At 62.5% G+C, this 17,724-nt stretch carries 17 protein-coding genes and 1 riboswitch; of the genes, 8 read left to right on the forward strand and 9 right to left on the reverse strand.

The window, feature by feature from the left end:
* Nucleotides 1–627: 627 nt before the first annotated feature.
* Entirely contained in the window at nt 628–1,341 is a 714-nt protein-coding gene (locus PYH37_RS19450) for a BA14K family protein (RefSeq protein WP_425336157.1), read from the reverse strand.
* 427 nt (nt 1,342–1,768) lie between these two features.
* Here PYH37_RS19450 and PYH37_RS19455 point away from each other — a divergent pair, with 427 nt between their 5' ends.
* Together PYH37_RS19455 and PYH37_RS19460 are read left to right on the forward strand one after the other, a co-directional pair.
* Nucleotides 1,769–2,413, forward strand: a complete 645-nt coding sequence (locus tag PYH37_RS19455) for a DUF2267 domain-containing protein (RefSeq protein WP_280736104.1) — start codon at nt 1,769–1,771, stop codon at nt 2,411–2,413.
* Nucleotides 2,388–2,723, forward strand: a complete 336-nt coding sequence (locus PYH37_RS19460) for a hypothetical protein (RefSeq protein ID WP_280733064.1) — start codon at nt 2,388–2,390, stop codon at nt 2,721–2,723. Before PYH37_RS19455 ends, PYH37_RS19460 begins: the two co-directional genes overlap by 26 nt.
* A 405-nt stretch (nt 2,724–3,128) precedes the next feature.
* On the opposite strand, the gene PYH37_RS19465 is transcribed toward PYH37_RS19460, so the two are convergent.
* The 5 genes from PYH37_RS19465 to PYH37_RS19485 all read right to left on the reverse strand — a co-directional run bounded on the left by PYH37_RS19465 (nt 3,129) and on the right by PYH37_RS19485 (nt 8,259).
* Nucleotides 3,129–3,914: an SDR family oxidoreductase gene (locus PYH37_RS19465; protein WP_280733065.1), complete on the reverse strand. Its 786-nt coding sequence runs from the start codon at nt 3,912–3,914 to the stop codon at nt 3,129–3,131.
* 49 nt (nt 3,915–3,963) lie between these two features.
* Entirely contained in the window at nt 3,964–4,914 is a 951-nt protein-coding gene (locus tag PYH37_RS19470) for a sugar-binding transcriptional regulator (RefSeq protein ID WP_280733066.1), read from the reverse strand.
* A 22-nt stretch (nt 4,915–4,936) separates the two neighbouring features.
* On the reverse strand, nt 4,937–6,406 hold the full coding sequence (locus PYH37_RS19475) for an FGGY family carbohydrate kinase (protein WP_280733067.1): 1,470 nt from the start codon (nt 6,404–6,406) through the stop codon (nt 4,937–4,939).
* A gap of 75 nt (nt 6,407–6,481) precedes the next feature.
* Nucleotides 6,482–7,450 carry a transketolase family protein gene (locus tag PYH37_RS19480; RefSeq protein ID WP_280733068.1) on the reverse strand — a complete coding sequence of 323 codons (969 nt, stop codon included), beginning with the start codon at nt 7,448–7,450 and terminating at the stop codon, nt 6,482–6,484.
* Entirely contained in the window at nt 7,450–8,259 is an 810-nt protein-coding gene (locus tag PYH37_RS19485) for a transketolase (RefSeq protein ID WP_280733069.1), read from the reverse strand. The genes PYH37_RS19480 and PYH37_RS19485 overlap by 1 nt, the downstream gene beginning before the upstream one ends.
* A 207-nt stretch (nt 8,260–8,466) precedes the next feature.
* Between PYH37_RS19485 and PYH37_RS19490 the strand changes: the two genes are divergently transcribed.
* From PYH37_RS19490 to PYH37_RS19505, 4 genes are all read left to right on the forward strand, one after another.
* Nucleotides 8,467–9,441: an ABC transporter permease gene (locus PYH37_RS19490; protein WP_280733070.1), complete on the forward strand. Its 975-nt coding sequence runs from the start codon at nt 8,467–8,469 to the stop codon at nt 9,439–9,441.
* Between the two features lie 126 nt (nt 9,442–9,567).
* Nucleotides 9,568–10,500: a substrate-binding domain-containing protein gene (locus PYH37_RS19495; RefSeq protein WP_280733071.1), complete on the forward strand. Its 933-nt coding sequence runs from the start codon at nt 9,568–9,570 to the stop codon at nt 10,498–10,500.
* Between the two features lie 31 nt (nt 10,501–10,531).
* Nucleotides 10,532–12,019: a sugar ABC transporter ATP-binding protein gene (locus PYH37_RS19500; protein WP_280733072.1), complete on the forward strand. Its 1,488-nt coding sequence runs from the start codon at nt 10,532–10,534 to the stop codon at nt 12,017–12,019.
* A gap of 15 nt (nt 12,020–12,034) precedes the next feature.
* On the forward strand, nt 12,035–12,823 hold the full coding sequence (locus PYH37_RS19505; protein ID WP_280733073.1) for an SDR family oxidoreductase: 789 nt from the start codon (nt 12,035–12,037) through the stop codon (nt 12,821–12,823).
* Between the two features lie 58 nt (nt 12,824–12,881).
* Nucleotides 12,882–13,028, forward strand: a riboswitch (FMN riboswitch).
* Nucleotides 13,029–13,119: 91 nt separating this feature from the next.
* Here PYH37_RS19505 and PYH37_RS19510 read toward each other — a convergent pair.
* Nucleotides 13,120–13,935, reverse strand: coding sequence for a class I SAM-dependent methyltransferase (locus PYH37_RS19510; RefSeq protein WP_280733074.1), 816 nt, complete (start codon nt 13,933–13,935; stop codon nt 13,120–13,122).
* 155 nt (nt 13,936–14,090) lie between these two features.
* On the opposite strand from PYH37_RS19510, the gene PYH37_RS19515 reads away from it, so the two are divergent.
* Complete coding sequence (locus PYH37_RS19515) at nt 14,091–15,116, forward strand: AraC family transcriptional regulator (RefSeq protein WP_280733075.1); 1,026 nt, start codon at nt 14,091–14,093, stop codon at nt 15,114–15,116.
* Here the strand turns inward: PYH37_RS19515 and PYH37_RS19520 are convergent.
* Both PYH37_RS19520 and PYH37_RS19525 read right to left on the reverse strand, forming a co-directional pair.
* Nucleotides 15,075–15,326: an aldehyde dehydrogenase family protein gene (locus PYH37_RS19520; RefSeq protein ID WP_425336102.1), complete on the reverse strand. Its 252-nt coding sequence runs from the start codon at nt 15,324–15,326 to the stop codon at nt 15,075–15,077. The genes PYH37_RS19515 and PYH37_RS19520 overlap by 42 nt on opposite strands.
* Nucleotides 15,327–15,588: 262 nt before the next feature.
* Nucleotides 15,589–16,914 (reverse strand): NAD(P)/FAD-dependent oxidoreductase, encoded by a 1,326-nt coding sequence (locus PYH37_RS19525; protein WP_280733076.1) that lies wholly within the window; start codon nt 16,912–16,914, stop codon nt 15,589–15,591.
* Between the two features lie 234 nt (nt 16,915–17,148).
* Between PYH37_RS19525 and PYH37_RS19530 the strand changes: the two genes are divergently transcribed.
* Nucleotides 17,149–17,625: an Lrp/AsnC family transcriptional regulator gene (locus tag PYH37_RS19530; RefSeq protein ID WP_280733077.1), complete on the forward strand. Its 477-nt coding sequence runs from the start codon at nt 17,149–17,151 to the stop codon at nt 17,623–17,625.
* Nucleotides 17,626–17,724: the final 99 nt, after the last annotated feature.

Below are 17,724 nucleotides of genomic sequence, written 5' to 3' on the forward strand. Positions count from 1 at the left end.
CAAGCCGAGTTCCGGACGCCCGTCAGCCGAGGTCTGGTTCGCGCCAGAAGCGGCTGATTGACCTTTCCCGTTCAGCGGCTAGAACCGACGCCATGGCGGACCTTTCTGGCGCCGTAGGGCTCGGTCTGCAATTATTGCCTAACGAGCGGATGTTCACGGTTACTGCAAAGCTCCAATGGCGGTGACGGAGCCTATTCTGGCTCCGCTCCGGTGAGACCCGTCAAGTCGACACGGCCGGCGTCGTCGCCGCTTCGATGCGGTCGGCGACCCGCCGGGTGCTGGCATCAATCCTGCCGATCTTATCGCAGGATCTGACTGCTCTGGGCTGGGATCCGGAACTAGATATGTAACGGACGAATGCCCGCGTAGCGCGCAGGACTACGGGCTTACATACGAAGGCAAGTCTGACACGCCGACGCACTTGGAATTGCCCGAGAAAGGCGTCGTGTCCGTCATTGGCCTTTTGCGGAAAGCTCCGCCCGCGCTGGGGGAGCCAGCTTCGCAGGGCGACCGCCTGCTGGATCTACGTCTGTAACAGCTTCTCGTCGAGTTGGTCGTCCTCATGGATGTCGAGATAGCGTACTTCCTTGTGCTTGGATTCGCCGGAGGACGCAGCAACGTGCCGCGTTACCGGCACTGTCTGCGCGCCCCGCCATCATAAGGCTGGTAACTGTTGTCCTCCGGGCGGTACGAACGGTAGCGGCTAAAGCAATAGCTAACGTGTTCCTGCGTCAGGTTTGTACCTTCACTCGGGTCGACCGAGAGGTCCATCTGTCTTGATGGGTCGTCGGCGTCTTCCGCATAGATGTCGCGTGGTGGCGGCGAAACATCTTCTGTCGGGCTCCTGGCCGCATCGATGTAGGGCGAGATGCAGGTCCGCCGTCCGCCACTAAAGGGTGTGTAGCTGTTGTCGTGTGGACGGTAAGACCGGTAGCGGCTCGCACACCATTCGACATGGGCAGTCGGCCTGGCCTTCGGCATCGGTTGAATCGATCCGGTGACCGTCGTGTCCAAAGGCTCCGAAGGGAGTTCCTCCTCGGCCCCGTTGCCAATTGTGGTCATCCTAGGCTCGGAAGGGCGTTCCTTTTCGGCCTCGTTGGCCGTTGCGATCACCTTGGAAGAGAGATCAGTTGCGGCCGCGCGAGCCGGGAGTCGCTCGAACTGCTGCGCCGCCGTGTCCACTGCCCGCGCGTGCTTGGTCCATATTTCCGACTGGTTCATGTCCAGCCGCGGCTCACGCGCTGGCTTCCCTGTGAGGATGAAAGTTGCGACAGCCGCCCCGCTCAGGAATAACGCGAGGGACAGTGCGAATCCGCAAAGTCCCGCCAACAACCCTTTCACTTTACCCTCCTTCGTTTGTCCATACGAAGAATGCGACGGCTGCTGCTCAAGTTCCGGCGGGGAATGAGAATGCTTGTGCTTTTCAGGATAGCTTTCCGAGGACCAGGCCCCGTTGCTGTCTATGGGGCGACAAATCTGGATGAAATCACGCATTGCCTCAGCTAAGGACGTTCCCGAGGCTTTCAACCGGTAACAGCGGCCTGGCATCGAAACCTGCCACCGACCGTATGAAGCCCCGGCGGTTCTCTCCCCCTGCACAGGAGAGAGGTCACGTCGCTGCTTATTCCAACCGGATCAGTGGTCCAGCGCTTCGGCGGTCTTGGGACGCGCCAAGCCTGCCCGGCCGGAGCTTACATCCGCCTCCCGTCGATTGGGAACTGGCTTGTTAAAGCGGTAACGCCCATTCGCCGAAGTGGTATTGCCCGAGATGCATGGGCAAGCAATTATCTGCGCTGGAACATCTGCCCATCGATCTGGTTCGACCGGCATCGATCATCAACAACGGGAAAGCATCATCAGTGCTTCCGGTGTCGCCGTGTTCGACAGGACGGTCCAGATCACGAATACCTGGCTGGGTGAAATCATCGAACATCAGGGGCCAGACCGTCAGCGCGCATTGCATATTCTGAGCGCTGTTCTCCACACCCTGCGCGATCGCTTGCCCGCCGACCTTTCGGCCCATCTCTCGGCACAACCCCCGCTGCTCATGCGGGGGACCTATTACGATGAATACGAGCCCTCCAAGCAGCCGGCACAGTCGCGGACCCTGGATGGGCCCCTTGCCCAGGTGAAGGACGAACTCGCCTTCACACTCCCGGTCGATGCAAAGGAGGCAGTGCAAACGCTGTTTCACGTGCTGTCGCACCACCTTGATCCGGGCGAAGTGCGCAAGATCCGCGAAAGTCTTCCCAGGATGTGCGGGCTCTCTGGCCAGACCCGACCCAGCGTCAGTAGTCCGGCCAAAAGGGAGGTCATGCACCTGCCATGTCGTCGAGAGAGTTGCTGGGGCGAGATCTCTGGTGTGTACATCTTGACGGAGGAACCAAATGTCATTGTTCGAGATCCTGGCTGACCAGGAAACCACCGATAAGCTCGGCGCCGCCATGATCATTTTGACCCGTGACGAAGGTGGTGGCCATCCCCGCAAAGGCATTATACTCACACACGAGCTCGTCGAGGATGCATTCGCAGGCGACCGCGACCGAGCCGCTGAGGTTATCAGGTCCGGAGTAATCGATCATCAGGCTATGCGCAGGATCGACAGTCCGGACAGGGTGACCTATCAGACGCTGGATGCGGCGACCGCTCTCGTCCGCTGGCACTTGGCTACCTTCAGCCGCGATGATCTGGGGCTCTTCGAAGGAGCGGTACGTTCCAAATGAGATTGCAGGGATCAAAGAGCCAGCTCCCGCCATGGGCTCTGTCATGGGATGCCCGGCAAGTCCGCCGTGGTTTCATCCGGCAGCCAGAGTGTCGGTCTCGTCGAAAGAGTTTCGGGTCCTATTGGCCAAGGGCACCCTTGGGTCGATGGCAGCCGTTCCTCATGAGCCTCCTGATCGGCTGATTGCGAAGGTGTTCGCGTTCTGTGCTTCGAAATTCGCATAATGTATCACTTGGAACGGTGTTCTGCGGAACGCCGCATTTTGCGAGTCTGCTGTTACACTCCACGCAAGACCGGAGGTTTTGGTGCCCGCGACCTCCGAGGTAGTGTACGTGCCCGTACACGGCGCGCGACTTCCGACGCTCGCCCAGTCCGTGCATTGGATCGTGCGGTTAGTAATGATGCGCTAGGACATGATCAGCCCGCCATCGACATTGATGGTCTGGCCGGTAATGTAAGCGGCATCGTCCGAGGCGAGAAAGGCGACGAGCGCGCCGACTTCGGCAGGCGTGCCGGCGCGGCCCATGGGGATCCCTTCGACCCATTCGGCCATCAGTTCGCCGGGGCCGTATTCGCCGAGCATTTTCCCCCAGACCCGGTCGTTATAGTCCCACATCTCAGTGTGGATGATACCGGGGCAAATGGCGTTGACGGTGATGCTTTCGCGGGCAAGTTCTTTTGCAAGGCTCTGCGTCAGGCCGACCACGCCGAACTTCGAGGCGGCATAGTGCGGGGTGTAGATGAAGCCCTGGCGGGCCTGGCCGGAGGCGGTATTGATGAGGCGGCCTTTGGTGCCGCTGGCGCGGAAGCGGCGGATCGCCTCCTGACAGCAAAGGAAGACACCCTTGGTGTTAACGTCGAGGTTGAGGTCCCATTCGCGCTCTGTGAGGTTCTCGACCTTGGCGATGGTGATGACGCCGGCGTTCTGCACGGAGACGGAAATGGCGCCGAGCTTCGCTTCTGCCTCGCCATAGGTCTCCTGTACGGCCTTGGCGTCAGTCACGTCCAGCGCAAGGCCGATCACCTCAGCGCTGGTTTCCTCGGCGAGCGCCTGGGCGGCTGCGGGCGTGTCCTTTTCGATCGCCGCGATTGCCACCTTTGCGCCCTCGTCGGCAAAACGCTTGGCGATACCGCGCCCTATGCCCTTGTTGCCCCCGGTGACCAATACTGTCTGGCCTGCAAAACGTCTCATGGTCTTTCCTCCATAAAGCGCAGCAGGCCGAACACTGACTCCGGATGGATCAGGCCGTGAGGCGTGCCGCAGTGAACTTGTCGGTCACAAGCACATCGATGACGCCCAATTTGAGGGCGCCGGCGATGGCTTGGGTTTTGGATTCTCCACCCGCGACCGCCATGACGCGGTCGGTCTTGCGCAGGTCCTCCAGCGAAATACCGATGACGCGCTCGTTGAGCGGCGTTTCGACCGGCTTTCCGTCCTTGTCGTAGAACCGGTAGGAAATCTCGCCGACGGCGCCGGCCTCGTGCAGCATCGACATTTCCTGGCGGGAGAAGATGTTGCCGGAGCGGGCGAGAAGTTCGGAGGGCTCGACCGCGCCGATGCCGACAATGGCGAGGCTGAGACGGCCGAAGAGGTCCATCGTCTCGCGCACGACCGGATCGGCCAGCATGACGAGCTTTGCCTCGCGCGAGGAGGTGATGCCTTGGACGAGGAGCAGCCGCGGCTCGCCGCCGGTGAGCCGGGCGAAGCGCGCGGTCAACTGCGTGGCGTGGGTCTGGACCGAGGCGTCGCCCATGCCGCCGAGGATCTGCACGATGTATTTGGCCTTGGCGTTCTTGAACGGGTGGATGTTGTCCACCATGCGCAGGATTGTCTGGCTCCAACTGGAGACGCCGATAATTTCGTCCTGCTGCAGCGTGACTTCGAGGAAATGGGCGGCCGCCTCGCCGATGCGGGCCATGATCGCGCCGTCGCGATCCTCCGAACAGTCGATGACGATCGCTTCGGTCAGCCCGTAGCGCTCACGCAGCGCGGTTTCCAGATCCGCGAAGGTACCGGCAGGGGGAATGACCGTCGTGCGCACGATGTCTTCCTGCTCGGCCCGTTTCAGCATGCGTGAAACGGTCGCCTGCGACATGTGCATGATCTCGGCGATCTCGGCCTGCCGCTTGCCTTCGATATGGTACATCTGGGCAATGCGGGCGATCAGTCGCAGCTCGTTGAGCCGTCCCATGGGGTCCTCCGACAGTGAATTTTTATTCACTCATAATTGAAGGACCCGGAACGGTCGAGCGATAGATTGCGTCCTGCCAAACCCGAATCCGTTCTACGGCGTCGCATGGATGCGGCAGGAGGGGATTGCCGGCGCGCGGCAGGGAAGCGACGGCGGCGAGATCGGCCCATACGCCCAGTGAGAGACCCGCCAGATAGGCTGCGCCGAGGGCTGAGGCCTCGGGTGCGTCGCACTGCGTGATGACATGGTTTAGTGTGTCGGCCACGCATTGCATCAGGAAGGTGTTCTTGCTCGGCCCGCCATCCGCATAGAGACGACCGAGCGGGGTCGGCGATTGCGCGGACATCGCCCTGAAGACGTCATGCACCTGGAAGGCCATCGAATCCGTCACCGCACGCGCCATCTGGGCGCGCGTGGTGTTGAAGGTGATGCCGGAAAAAAGCGCCCGTGCATCGGCTTGCCAATAGGGCGCGCCGAGGCCCACGAAGGCCGGCACGAAACCCGGCCCGCCGGGCTCGGCGGTGGCCGCGAGATCGATCAAGGACTGAACATCGGGGAGGCCAAGCATCTCTGCCATCCACGGTAGCGCTGCGGCCGAGACGAGGATATTGCCCTCGAAAGCATAGGTCGGCTGACCGTCGATCGACCAGGCGATCGTCGTCGTGATGCCGCGCTCCGGCGCGATGAAGCGGGGCAGCGTCGTCATGACGGACGAGCCGGTTCCGAACGTCACCTTGCCGTCGCCGGGATTGAACGCGCCGTGGCCAAAGAGTGCGGCATGGCTGTCGCCGATGGCCGAGGCGATCGGGATGCCGTCCCTGAGGCCAGGGACGTTCTTCGTTACGCCGAAGCGCGAGGCGCTGTCGCGCACCTCGGGCAGGGCGGATTTCGGCACGCCGAAGAGGTCGCAAAGCTCGTCGCTCCAGGCTTGGCGGTTCAGGTCGTAAAGCTGGCTGCGGGCGGCATTGGCGGCATCGCAGGCATGGACCGCGCCATCCGTGAAGCAATGGATCAGCCAGGCGTCGATCGTGCCCAGCCGGACCTCGTGTCCCGAGGGGACGCGATCGAGCAGCCACTTCATCTTGGGGCCGGGAAACATCGGGTCGACGGGAAGGCCGGTGAGCGCCTGGACGCGCGCAGCATGGCCCGCCGCGATGAGTTCGGCGCAGGCCGGCGCGCTGCGGCGGCATTGCCAGCTCACCACCGGGCCGAGCGGCTTGCCCGTAGCGGCGTCCCAGACGGTAACCGACTCGCGCTGGTTGGAAATCGCGATACCGAGAATGTCGGCCACGGGGCCTGCCTGCAAACAGGCGGCAATCGCCTCCTGAACCGATTCCCAGATGCGTAGCGGGCTCTGCTCGACCCAGCCGGGTTGCGGGTGCTCGATGCCAACGGGTGACGCGCCGCGGGAGAGGATTTCCCCGGTCGTTGAAACGAGCACGGCCTTGGAGTTCGTGGTGCCCTGGTCGATGGCGAGAATGGCGGTCGTCATAGCGGCTCCGGCAGGCAGGAATTGGGGGCGCGGCAGGAGGATTGCCGCGCCCGGCACGAACCTAAACGCGCAGGATCATGCGCGTGAAGACTTTCGTGCAATCAACGCGACGGCCGCTTCGGCGATGGCGGCGGGGGACATGCCGAATTCGTCGAGCAGGAACTCGGCCGAGCCGGTGGGGGCGAAGATGCCCGGCACGCCGAGGATCTTCATCGGCACGGGGGCTTCGGCCACCACGAACTCGGCGACGGCCGAGCCGAGACCGCCGAACGTGGAATGCTCTTCCGCCGTCAGGATGGCGCCGGTTTCGCGGGCGGCGGCCACGACGGCATCGACGTCGATCGGGCGGACCGTCGCCATGTTCAGCACGCGTGCCTCTATGCCCTTCGCCGCCAGCAGGTCTGCGGCCTTCAGCATGCGGTGTGTCACCGTGCCGTTTGCGACGAGGGTGATCGCGTCGCCGTCGCGCAGCAGGTTGGCCTTGCCCAGTTCGAACTTGTGGCCGGCCGGCAGCAGGTCCGGAACGCCGACGCGCGAAAGGCGCAGGAAGACCGGCCCGTCATAGCGGGCAGCCCATTCCACGGCGGCGGCGGTTTCGACCGAGTCGCAGGGCGCGACGACCGGAAGGTTCGGCAGCACGCGGGTCCAGGCGAAATCCTCGATGGAATGATGTGTCGGCCCGAGCTCGCCGTAGGCCATGCCGGAGGAAATGCCGATGAGCTTCACGTTTGCGTTGGAATACGCGATGTCGGCCTTGATCTGCTCAAGCGACCGGCCGGTAAGGAAACAGGCGGCGCCGCAGACGAAGGGCAGCAGCCCGCCATTGGCGAGGCCGGCGCCGACGCCGACCATGTTCTGTTCGGCGATGCCGACATTGACCAGCCGTTCCGGCCATTTGGACTTGAAGCCGCCGAGCTTGGAGGAGCCGACGGAGTCGTTGCAGACGGCCACGATCCTAGGGTTGTCCGCCCCGAGGCGTTCCAGCACGGCAACGAAGGCGTCGCGGCAGTCATTGAGCTTGGCAGAAGGTGTCACGGCGTTCATCACAGGGCCTCCGAAAGCTCAGCCACGGCAATCTCGAATTGTTCGGCATTCGGCACCTTGTGGTGCCAATCGACCTTATCCTGCATGAAGGAAATGCCGTGGCCCTTGTTGGTGTGAGCGACGATACAGTGCGGGCGCGCTCCGCGGCGCTCCAGCGCCGGGACGATCTCGTCCATGGCGTTTCCGTTGATCTCGGTGACGTCCCAGCCGAAGGCTTCGAGCTTGGCGGGGAAGGGGGCGAGGTTGTTGGTGTCCTTCAGCGCCGCGCCCTGCTGGAAGCGATTGTGGTCGATGATCAGGGTCAGGTTGTCGAGGCCGAACTGCGCGGCCGATGCGATGGCCTCCCAATTGGATCCTTCCTGCATCTCGCCGTCACCGGTCAACACATAGGTGTGGTATTTCGCGCCCGTCAGCTTGGCTGCCTTCGCCATGCCGACGGCGACCGGCAGGCCATGGCCGAGCGGGCCGGTATTGGTCTCGACGCCCGGCACCTTGGTGCAGTTCGGATGCCCGTTAAGGCGCGAATGCGGCTTCAGGAATGTACTGATCTCTTCCTCCGGAATGAAGCCCCGCTTGGCCAGCGTGACATAGAGCGCCAGCGCCACATGACCTTTCGACAGCACGAAACGGTCGCGCACCGGATGCTTCGGCTGTTCGGGCCAGATGCGCAGCACGCGGAAATAGAGCGCCGTCAGTATGTCTATGGCGGACATTTCCCCGCCGATATGGCCGGCGCCGGCTTCGTAAACCGCCTGCAGATCGCGGAGGCGGATCTGTCGAGCGATGCGGTCGAGATCGTTCGGCTGCATGAATTCCTCGTGTGAATAAATATACAGTTCAACATATACTTGCACGGCATTCGAGCAAGTCAAGCGAAAATGGACGCCGACCGCGCAGAAAATGCCATGGTAGCTCGTATTGACACAGCGCTGATCAATCGTTTACGAATATGCAAACGCTAATGAATAATTATGCGAAACAATGGTGGCGCGGCGAAGAGACCGGGAGGAGCGCTCATGGTGGCGGCAGCAAAGGAAAGACCAACGATCGCGGGCGGCATGCTTCCGTCGCTGCGCGGCGCCACGGGGCCGCTGATCGGCCTCATCCTTCTGTGCCTTTTCCTGACTTTTGCGACGGACAAGTTCCTGTCGGTCCGGAACTTCCTCAATGTGCTCGACCAGATCACGGTGCTCGGCATCATGGCCGTGGGGATGACGCTCGTCATCCTTATCGGCGGCATCGACCTTGCGGTCGGCTCGGTCATGGCGCTGGCGATGATGGTGCTCGGTTATCTCAATGTCGTTGCCGGCGTGCCGATGGGGCTCGCCGTTCCGCTCGCCCTCGCAGTCGCCGCGCTGAACGGCCTGGTCGCGGGCCTGCTCATAACGCGCTTCAATGTGCCGGCATTCATAGCGACGCTCGCCATGATGTCGATCACGCGCGGCCTTGCGAACATGATTACCGATGGCCAGCAGATCATCGGCTTTCCTGCCTGGTTCAACACGATGGCGATCGTGCGTTTCGGCGGCTTCCTGACGCTGACCGTCGCCGTGATGCTGGTCGTCTTCATCGTCGGTCTTCTATACCAGCGCTACCGCCATGGCGGACGCGTGCTCTATGCCATCGGCGGCAATGCGGAAGTGGCGCGGCTTGCAGGGATCAACGTCCAGCGGGCGACCGTGCTCGTCTATGTCGTCTGCAGCCTGCTCGCCGGCCTTTCCGGCATGGTGCTCGCGGCGCGTCTCGACTCGGTCCAGCCTTCCTCCGGCGTCTCCTATGAACTCGACGCCATCGCGGCGGTCGTCATCGGCGGCACCTCGCTCTCGGGTGGCACGGGCGGTATCGGCGGCACCATCATCGGCGTGTTGATCATCGGCGTGCTGCGCAACGGTCTCAACCTGCTCAGCGTCTCGCCGTTCATGCAACAGGTCATCATCGGCGCCGTCATCGTGCTCGCCGTCACGGCCGAAACCTATCGCAAGCGGAAGTAACGATTTTCAACCCCGCTGCCGGAGCGCGGCGGGGTGCGGGAAACGGTCCGCAATGGTGCGGGCCGGCAAAAGGCAAGGTGGTCTCCTGCGAGGGCGGGAATCACCGGGCAATTCGGAGGAGAAACCATGAAACTGTCCAAACTGATGATGGCCGCAACCGCAGCTGCGGTCCTTGCGTCTCCCGCGGCCGCCGCGGAGGTCAAGAAGATCGGCCTTGCCGTTCCGAACCTCCAGGCTGACTTCTTCAACCAGATCAAGCTCGGCGTCGAAAAATACGCGAAGGAAAAGAGCATCGAGGTCATCGTCGTCGATGCGAAGAACGACACCGCCACGCAGGTCAACCAGGTACAGGACCTGATGACCCAGGGCATCGACGCTTTTATCTATATCCCCGCCGGTGCCGCCGCGGCCGCCGTGCCGACCCGCCTTGCCCGCGAAGCCGGCATTCCGGTGATCAACGTCGACCGCGTTCCGGAAGGTGCGCCGGGCGACACCTTCATCGCCGGCGAGAGCGTCGAATCCGCCTATGCTGTCTGCAAGCACATCATCGAAAAGGCCGGCGGTTCGGGCAAGTTGGCGATCATCCACGGCCAGAAGGGCACGACGCCGGAGGTCGACCGCTTCACCGGCTGCAAGCGCGCCATCGACGAGAGCCAGGGCGTCGAGCTGGTCGACCAGCAGTGGAGCAACATGTGGTCGGCGGACGAGGGCTTCTCGATCGCGCAGAACATGTTGCAGGCAAATCCGGACATCACCATCATCTTCGGCCAGGCCGACGGTCTCGCCATGGGCGCTGCGAAGGCGGTCGATGTTGCCAACCTCTCAGACAAGGTGATCATCGGCGGCTATGACGGCGACGTCTCGGCCCTCGAATATCTCGCAAAATGCAAGGGTCCTTTCATCGCCACCGCGACCCAGAGCACGCAGAGGATGGGCGTCCTCGCCGTCGAATCCGCGCTTGCGGTCGCCGCCGGCCAGAAGGTCGAAGAGCGGCAGACGCCGAACGCGGTTCTGACGACCTGCGAAAACGCGCCCGAATTCGTAAAGAGCCATCCGTAATCCGGCTTGATACCCGAAAGGCAGCAGCGCCATGACGACCCGCTCTCCCATCCTGTCGCTCCGCGGAATCCAGAAGTCCTACGGTCCGATCAAGGTTCTCCACGGTGTCGACCTCGACATCTACCCGGGAGAAGTCGTGGCGCTGCTCGGTGAAAACGGTGCCGGGAAATCGACCCTGTCGAACATCGTTTCCGGCACCGTCCAGCCCTCGGCCGGGGACATGACCTGGCTCGGCAAGACCTACGCCCCCGCCGATCCCCGAGCCGCGATGGACGAGGGGGTGGGCATGATCCATCAGGAACTGAAACTGCTTCCGAAGCTCTCCATTGCGGAGAATGTGTTCGTCGGTCGCTACCCGACGAAGGCGGGCCGGGTCGACCGCAAGGCGATGGAGGATCGGGCACGCAGCGGCCTTCACCGGCTGGGTCTCGACATATCGCCCGATCGCCTCGTCGAGGGGCTTTCGACCGGCAAGCAGCAACTCATCGAAATCGCCAAGGCGCTGACGCTCAATGCACGCCTCCTGATCCTCGACGAACCGACCGCCGCGCTCGGTGGCGAGGAGACCGAGCTTCTCTTCCAGCAGATCGAACGGCTGAAGTCGGAAGGGGTCGGCATCATCTACATTTCGCACCGACTGGAAGAAATCCGTCAGATCGCCGACCGCATCGTCGTCATGCGCGACGGTGCCAAGGTGCAGGAGTTCGAGAGTGGCGATGTGCCGATACGCACGATCGTCGAGGCCATGGTCGGGCGCTCTCTCGAGCGCATGTTCCCGACCCTTCCGACCCCGACGGACCGGGTGACGCTGGAGGTACGAAACCTTTCGTCGCCGTCCAACGCATTCCGCGACATCAGCTTCTCGGTTCGCAGGGGCGAAATTTTCGGCATCGCGGGCCTCATGGGAGCCGGCCGAACCGAACTCGTACGCGCCATCAGCGGCGCCGACCCCATCTCCGGCGGAGAGGTCTTGCTGCACGGCAGGCCCGTCACGCCCCGCTCCCCGATCGATGCGATCCGCAATGGCATCGTTCTTGTGCCGGAGGACCGGAAGCTTCAGGGCGTAGTGCTCGATCATTCGATTGCGGAAAATATCGGCTATGCCAATCTCGGCGAAATCTCCCGCAACGGCTGGATCTCGCCGCACCGCATCCAGCAGTTCGCCGAGCACTGCATCAAGAAGTTCGGGGTAAAGGGCCGCGGCGGGCAGAATGCAGGCGAGCTGTCCGGCGGCAACCAGCAGAAAGTGGTGCTCGCCAAATGGCTGGCGCGCAAACCGCAGGTGGTCGTGCTGGACGAGCCGACGCGCGGCATCGACGTAGGCGCCCGCTCGTCGATTTACGATCTCATCATCGATCTGGCGCGCGAGGGCGTCGCGGTCGTAGTGGTCAGCTCGGATCTCGAGGAGGTGCTCGGCGTTTCCAGCCGCATCATGGTCATGGCACAGGGCAAGCAGGCCGGCATCCTGAACCGCGAGGACGCGAACGACGTCTCGGTTATGGAACTGGCAACGATTTAAGCAGGGAATATCCATATGTCTGAAATCACTCTCGACGCGCCGAAATTGTTCGTTCTTTCCGGAAACGTCGCTTTCGTGACAGGCGCGGGCAGCGGCATTGGTCAACGCATCGCTATGGGTCTCGCCCAGTGCGGCGCAGACGTCGCGCTGCTCGATCGCCGCACCGATGATGGCCTCGCGAAGACAGCCGATTTCATCGCAAAGGCGGGACGTCGCAGCATCCAGGTCGCCGCGGACGTCACCAGCGGCGCGGCGCTCAACGACGCGATTGCGCGCACAGAAGCGGAACTGGGCCCGCTGACCCTCGCGGTCAACGCTGCCGGCATCGCCAATGCCAATCCGGCCGAGGAGATGGAGGAAAGTCAATTCCAGACGATGATGGACATCAACCTGAAAGGCGTTTTCCTCTCCTGCCAGGCGGAAGCACGCGCCATGTTGAAGAACGGCCGCGGATCGATCGTCAACATCGCCTCCATGTCCGGCGTCATCGTAAATCGCGGCCTCAACCAATGTCACTACAACGCCTCCAAGGCGGGCGTGATCCACCTGACGAAGTCCATGGCGATGGAATGGGTCGGCAGCGGCATCCGCGTGAACACGATCAGCCCGGGCTATACGGCAACCCCCATGAACACCCGGCCGGAAATGGTGCACCAGACCAAGCTCTTCGAGGAGCAGACGCCGATGCAGCGCATGGCGAGCGTGGACGAGATGGTCGGCCCCGCCGTCTTCCTCCTGTCGGATGCGGCGAGTTTCGTGACCGGCGTCGACCTCCTCGTGGATGGCGGTTTTTGCTGCTGGTAGATATTGCAGGGCCGGCGAAATCCAGCCTTGCATTTTGCTGCGGGAATTTCTTAATTACGCGTGTTCTCAAGGCGGGGTGAAACTCCCCACCGGCGGTGTCCGGAGCGATCCGGGAGCCCGCAAGCGCTCCCATGCACGTGGAAGGTCAGCAGACCCGGTGAGAGGCCGGGGCCGACGGTTAAAATCCGGATGGAAGAGAACATGTCTGCACAACTGCTTTTCAGGGAGCGGGTGCGGGCCTGTTCGCCCAAGGGATGAATAGCGCAATCATCGACCCTGCAAACTCTGATTGGCGCTCAACCTGTATGTGGATGTTCTGGGCTCTTACGTGCCGTGATGATGAGCGATGGCATGTCGAACTCGATGGTGCCTCGATCGATCACGAAGGGTCGCAAGGCCGTCTTCGACTCCTTGAGGAGCCGAGCAAACTCTTCGTCGGTGAGCACGCCGCCAAGCGTCCACACGCAGGCACGCTCGGTAGACACAAGCGCATCGATCGACTCGAATTGAACCTTTCCGTTACGTTGCACGACCCCGGCATCATCAATGGCGGCCTCTCGGCAGATATCGTGCAGAAGCTTGGCATCGCCAAGAATGAAGGGCGTGCGGAAGGCGTCGCCGACCCGTTTGCCGAACAGCCGATCCAGCAATTGCGCAAAGGCGTTATAGCCCGGCGAGTTCTCGATTGCATCGCAAATGGCAACCGCCAAACTGCCGCCCGGCTTCAGAACCCGCATCATCTCGCGCAAGGCCTGTGGCTTGTGCTGGAAGAACATCAAGCCAAACTGGCTGACGACAGCGTCGAAGCTGCTGTCTGGCAGCGGCAGGGATTCGGCCGTGCCTTCCAGCCATTCGACCTGCACAGGCTTGCGACGCGCCACTGCCAGCATCTCGGGATTGGCGTCCAGTCCGACGACCGAACCCGTCGGCCCGACAATGTCGGCTACCGCAATCGTGAGCGCGCCGGTGCCGCAGGCCACGTCGAGCACGCGCTCGCCCTCACGCACTTCCGCTTCCGCAGCGACCACGGGGCCCCATCGAGCAAAAAGCGCCGGCACGAAATGGGCATCATAGACTTCGGCAGGACTGCGCACATCCTCGAGCGTGTTCATGGTCTTGTCTCCAACCCGATCCGCAAGCTGGCACATCCAGTGGATATGCCGGCATACACAGGCTATCCTTGCGCATGGTACAAGCCCATGATCATACGTCTTTGTCGCTTGCCGCATCGTCCACGATCTTACGTCGCGACCGGCCGGCTGGCACTGTGACGGTGGTGAAGCCGCCCGTTTCGCGAGCTACACATGGCGCGGACCCGCTTTCGGACGTCCTGCGGACGGTCAAGCTCATGGGGGCGCTGTTCTTCCTGGTGGATGCGTCCTTCCCTTGGGGAGTGGAGGTGCCGCACACGGATGCGTTCTCTTCCATCCTCCTGCCGCGCGCACAGCATGTGGTCTCTTATCACATCATTTTAAAAGGCTCGGGCTGGGCGACTATACCTAACGTGGCGTCTACCTGGTTTGAGGCGGGCGACATCCTCGTGTTCGCGCATGGCGACCCCTATGCGATGCTCAGCGCGCCCGACCAGCCGCCTGAATTCGATGCGGCTGCGACACTGGACTTTTTCCAGGACATGGCGAGCGGCAAGCTGCCCTTCGTGATCCGCGAAGGCGGCGGTGGCGAGCCGCGCAGCGAATTCGTGTGCGGCTATCTCGGCTGCGACATGCGCCCCTTCAATCCCTTGCTCTCCACGCTGCCCCGCCTCCTGCGCGTCAAGCGGCCTGATACCGAACGCGACGACCTGCTGGGTCGGCTGATCGACCTGACCCTTGCCGAAGCGCGTCGACCGCGGGTTGGCGGCGAGTCCATTCGCTTGCGGCTGGCCGAGCTCATCTTCGTCGAGGTGGTGCGTCAATATCTGGAGACCCTGCCGAGCCATGAAACGGGCTGGCTATCGGGCCTGCGCGATCCCGTTATCGGCAAGGTCCTAGGGATGCTCCACGAGGAGCCGGCACATCCATGGACGCTGAACGAGCTAGCGCGCCGGGCCGGAATGTCGCGCGCGGCGCTGGCCGCGCGCTTTGCGCATCTGATTGGCCATGCACCGATGCAGTATCTGACGTTGTGGCGCATGCAGATCGCCGCTCGTTTGCTTGCCGAAAGCTCCATGAAGGTGGCCGCTGTAGCCCACGAGGTCGGCTATGAATCCGATGCGGCTTTCAGCCGAGCCTTCAAGAAGATTGTCGGTGTGTCACCAGCCATCTGGCGCGACAACGCTGTTGCGTCGAACTGAAATCATGGTTGCAGCGGTTGCGGCCTCATTGAGGATCGCCAGGGTGCGCTTCAGCAGCGCCAACCGTTCTTCCTTCGTCGTCTGCGAGAAAGAGACAAAGGCATTACGCGCGGCTGCGATTGCCTTTTGCGCGTCGGCGGCACTGCCGATCGCCATCGTCCCAATCGGCTGCTCGGTCGACAGGTCGATGACCTCGCGTATCCTTGACACCGCGGGCTCTACCCATTTACCGCCGATCTAGAACTTGTGAGCATATTTCGTTGCTTTCTCCGTCGCTTGGCTATGCCGTTCATCGTCGCTTACGGACGAGATTGGCCATGCGTTCGGCAATCATTTCGGTACATTGGTGTTCGCACAGGGAACGGAGTGCAACCGGGGTGCACTGTATTCCCGCAAGCCATCGATTCGATTGACACGACATAAACCGTTCTTTGCGCCGACATAGGTCTTCGATGCCTCCAGCTCGCCTCAATTAAAAATCGGCCACTTTGCCCCAGGCAGATTTCCGGAAGCGATCCGGGTGGTAGGGGCCGGGATCGACGAGCGGTTCGTCGCCGGTAACAATGTCGGCGATCAGGCGGCCTGCCCCTGGTCCGATGCCGAAGCCGTGGCCACTGAAGCCCGCAGCCAGGATGAAGCCCGGCACGCTCGCAATCTCGCCGATCCCCGGCACCCCGTCCGGCGTGCTGTCGATATAGCCAGCCCAAGCTGCGGTAATGCTGGTGTTCTTCAGGGCCGGCAATAGTTCAAGCGCACGCGAATGGGTGAGGCGAATGGTGCGCTGGTCGACCGCCGGATCGAGGATACGCATGCGCTCCATGGGCGTCGGGGCATCGAGACGCCAGCGCGCCAAGGACTCATGTCCGGAGCGAAGTCCTTCGAGACTTCCGGGCGCGAGGCTGCGCCAGCGTCTCAGAAACATTGGCAGAAACTGCGGCGAAAAACGCAATTGCTGCAGCGTCGGGTCGACGCGACCCCGGCCGCTGATCGCGAGCGTATAGCCACCGTCGCCGCGACGCGTCACGGAGACGGCAGCCGTATGCAGAGCGTCCGGCAGGCCGACTGCGCCCGGGGAGACGGCAAGAATCGAAGAGCGGATTGAGGCCTGCGGAAAGCGGATGCCAAGTTGGCGGCAGAAGGAGGAGGCCCAGGCGCCGCCCGCGAGGATTGCCGTCTTCGTGCGGATAGTGCCATGCTCCGTGACGACGCCGGAGAGACGACCGCCCTCCGTTTCGATGCCTCGGGCGGCGCAGGATTGGTGCACCGTGCCGCCAAGCTTCATGATCGCGCGCGCCACGGCGGGTGCCGCGCTTGCCGGATCGGCCGTGCCGTCGGTCGGGGAAAAGACACCGCCCTTCCATTTCGCGGCGGTGGCACGGCCGCGCTCGCTTGCCTCAGCACTGTCGAGCATATGGGTCGTGACGCCGACAGTGAGGGCGAAGTCGCGCCAGCGTGCCCAGCCGGCCAGTTCCTCGTCGTTGTTGCTGAGATAGAAGAGGCCGCAACGCCGGAAGCCGGCATCCTCACCGCTCTCGGCGGCGAAGCGCTCCCAGAGATCGAGGCTCTTCGTCGCCATCGGCAGTTCGCGAGCATCGCGGTTCTGTTGCCGGCACCAGCCCCAGTTGCGGCTCGACTGCTCCGCGCCGATCCGTCCCTTCTCGACGAGCGCCACCTTCAAGCCCCGGCGGGCGAGGTAGTAGGCCGCAAACACCCCGACAATGCCACCGCCGATCACCACGGCGTCGGCAGCCTCGGGCAGTTCCGGCGTTGTATCGACGAGTTTCAGCGGTGCGGGCATGCTCGGTCTCCGTTGTTGAGCGCAGTCTACAGGTTCTATTGCCTAGTCGTTGCCGGAGATCGGCGAGCCGGCAGCAGAAGATTCTGTCTTATCGGAGTATCACAGACCTTCCTGCTTAGGGCGAACGAACGAAACGGAATCGACAGGTGGCGGCAATGTGTTACGGTCCTTGCCAGGAACATCGCGGCATAATCTGCTGCGGCTCTGACCTCACAACCGCGGGAGGCGCGTGCGATGAAACTCGACCGGATCGACGTAAAAATCCTCTACGAACTGCAGAAGAATGGCCGCATCACCAATGTGGAGCTTGCCGAGCTGGTCAACCTCTCGCCGAGCCCTTGCCTGATGCGGGTGAAGAAGCTGCAGTCGGACGGCTATATCGAGGGCTATTCGGCACAGATCAACGTCGGAAAGCTGGGACAGACGCTGACGGTTTTCACCGAAATCACCCTGAAGAACCATCGGCAGATCGATTTCGCCCGCTTCCTGGCGGCGATCGACAAGGTCGATCAGGTGATCGAGTGCCATCTTGTCTCTGGCGGCTACGACTATCTCCTGAAATTCGTCACCGCCGGGATCGGCGAGTACCAGACGATCATGGAGCGCCTGACCGACATGGATGTCGGCATCGACAAATACTTCAGCTTCGTCGTTTTGAAGTCGCCGATCGTCAAGGCGCATATGCCGCTGACCAGTTTGTTTCCGCTTTAGTTCTTTCGTCACGGTCGTAGGGGCTGCAGTATTGTAATTGCCTCTCAACCATCCCTCTCGCCGTTGTAACGGGGAGAGAGACTGGAGCGTGGCTTCCAC

It is taken from the genome of Sinorhizobium numidicum (genome assembly GCF_029892045.1).
In the GTDB taxonomy this organism is placed as follows: Bacteria; Pseudomonadota; Alphaproteobacteria; order Rhizobiales; family Rhizobiaceae; genus Sinorhizobium; species Sinorhizobium numidicum.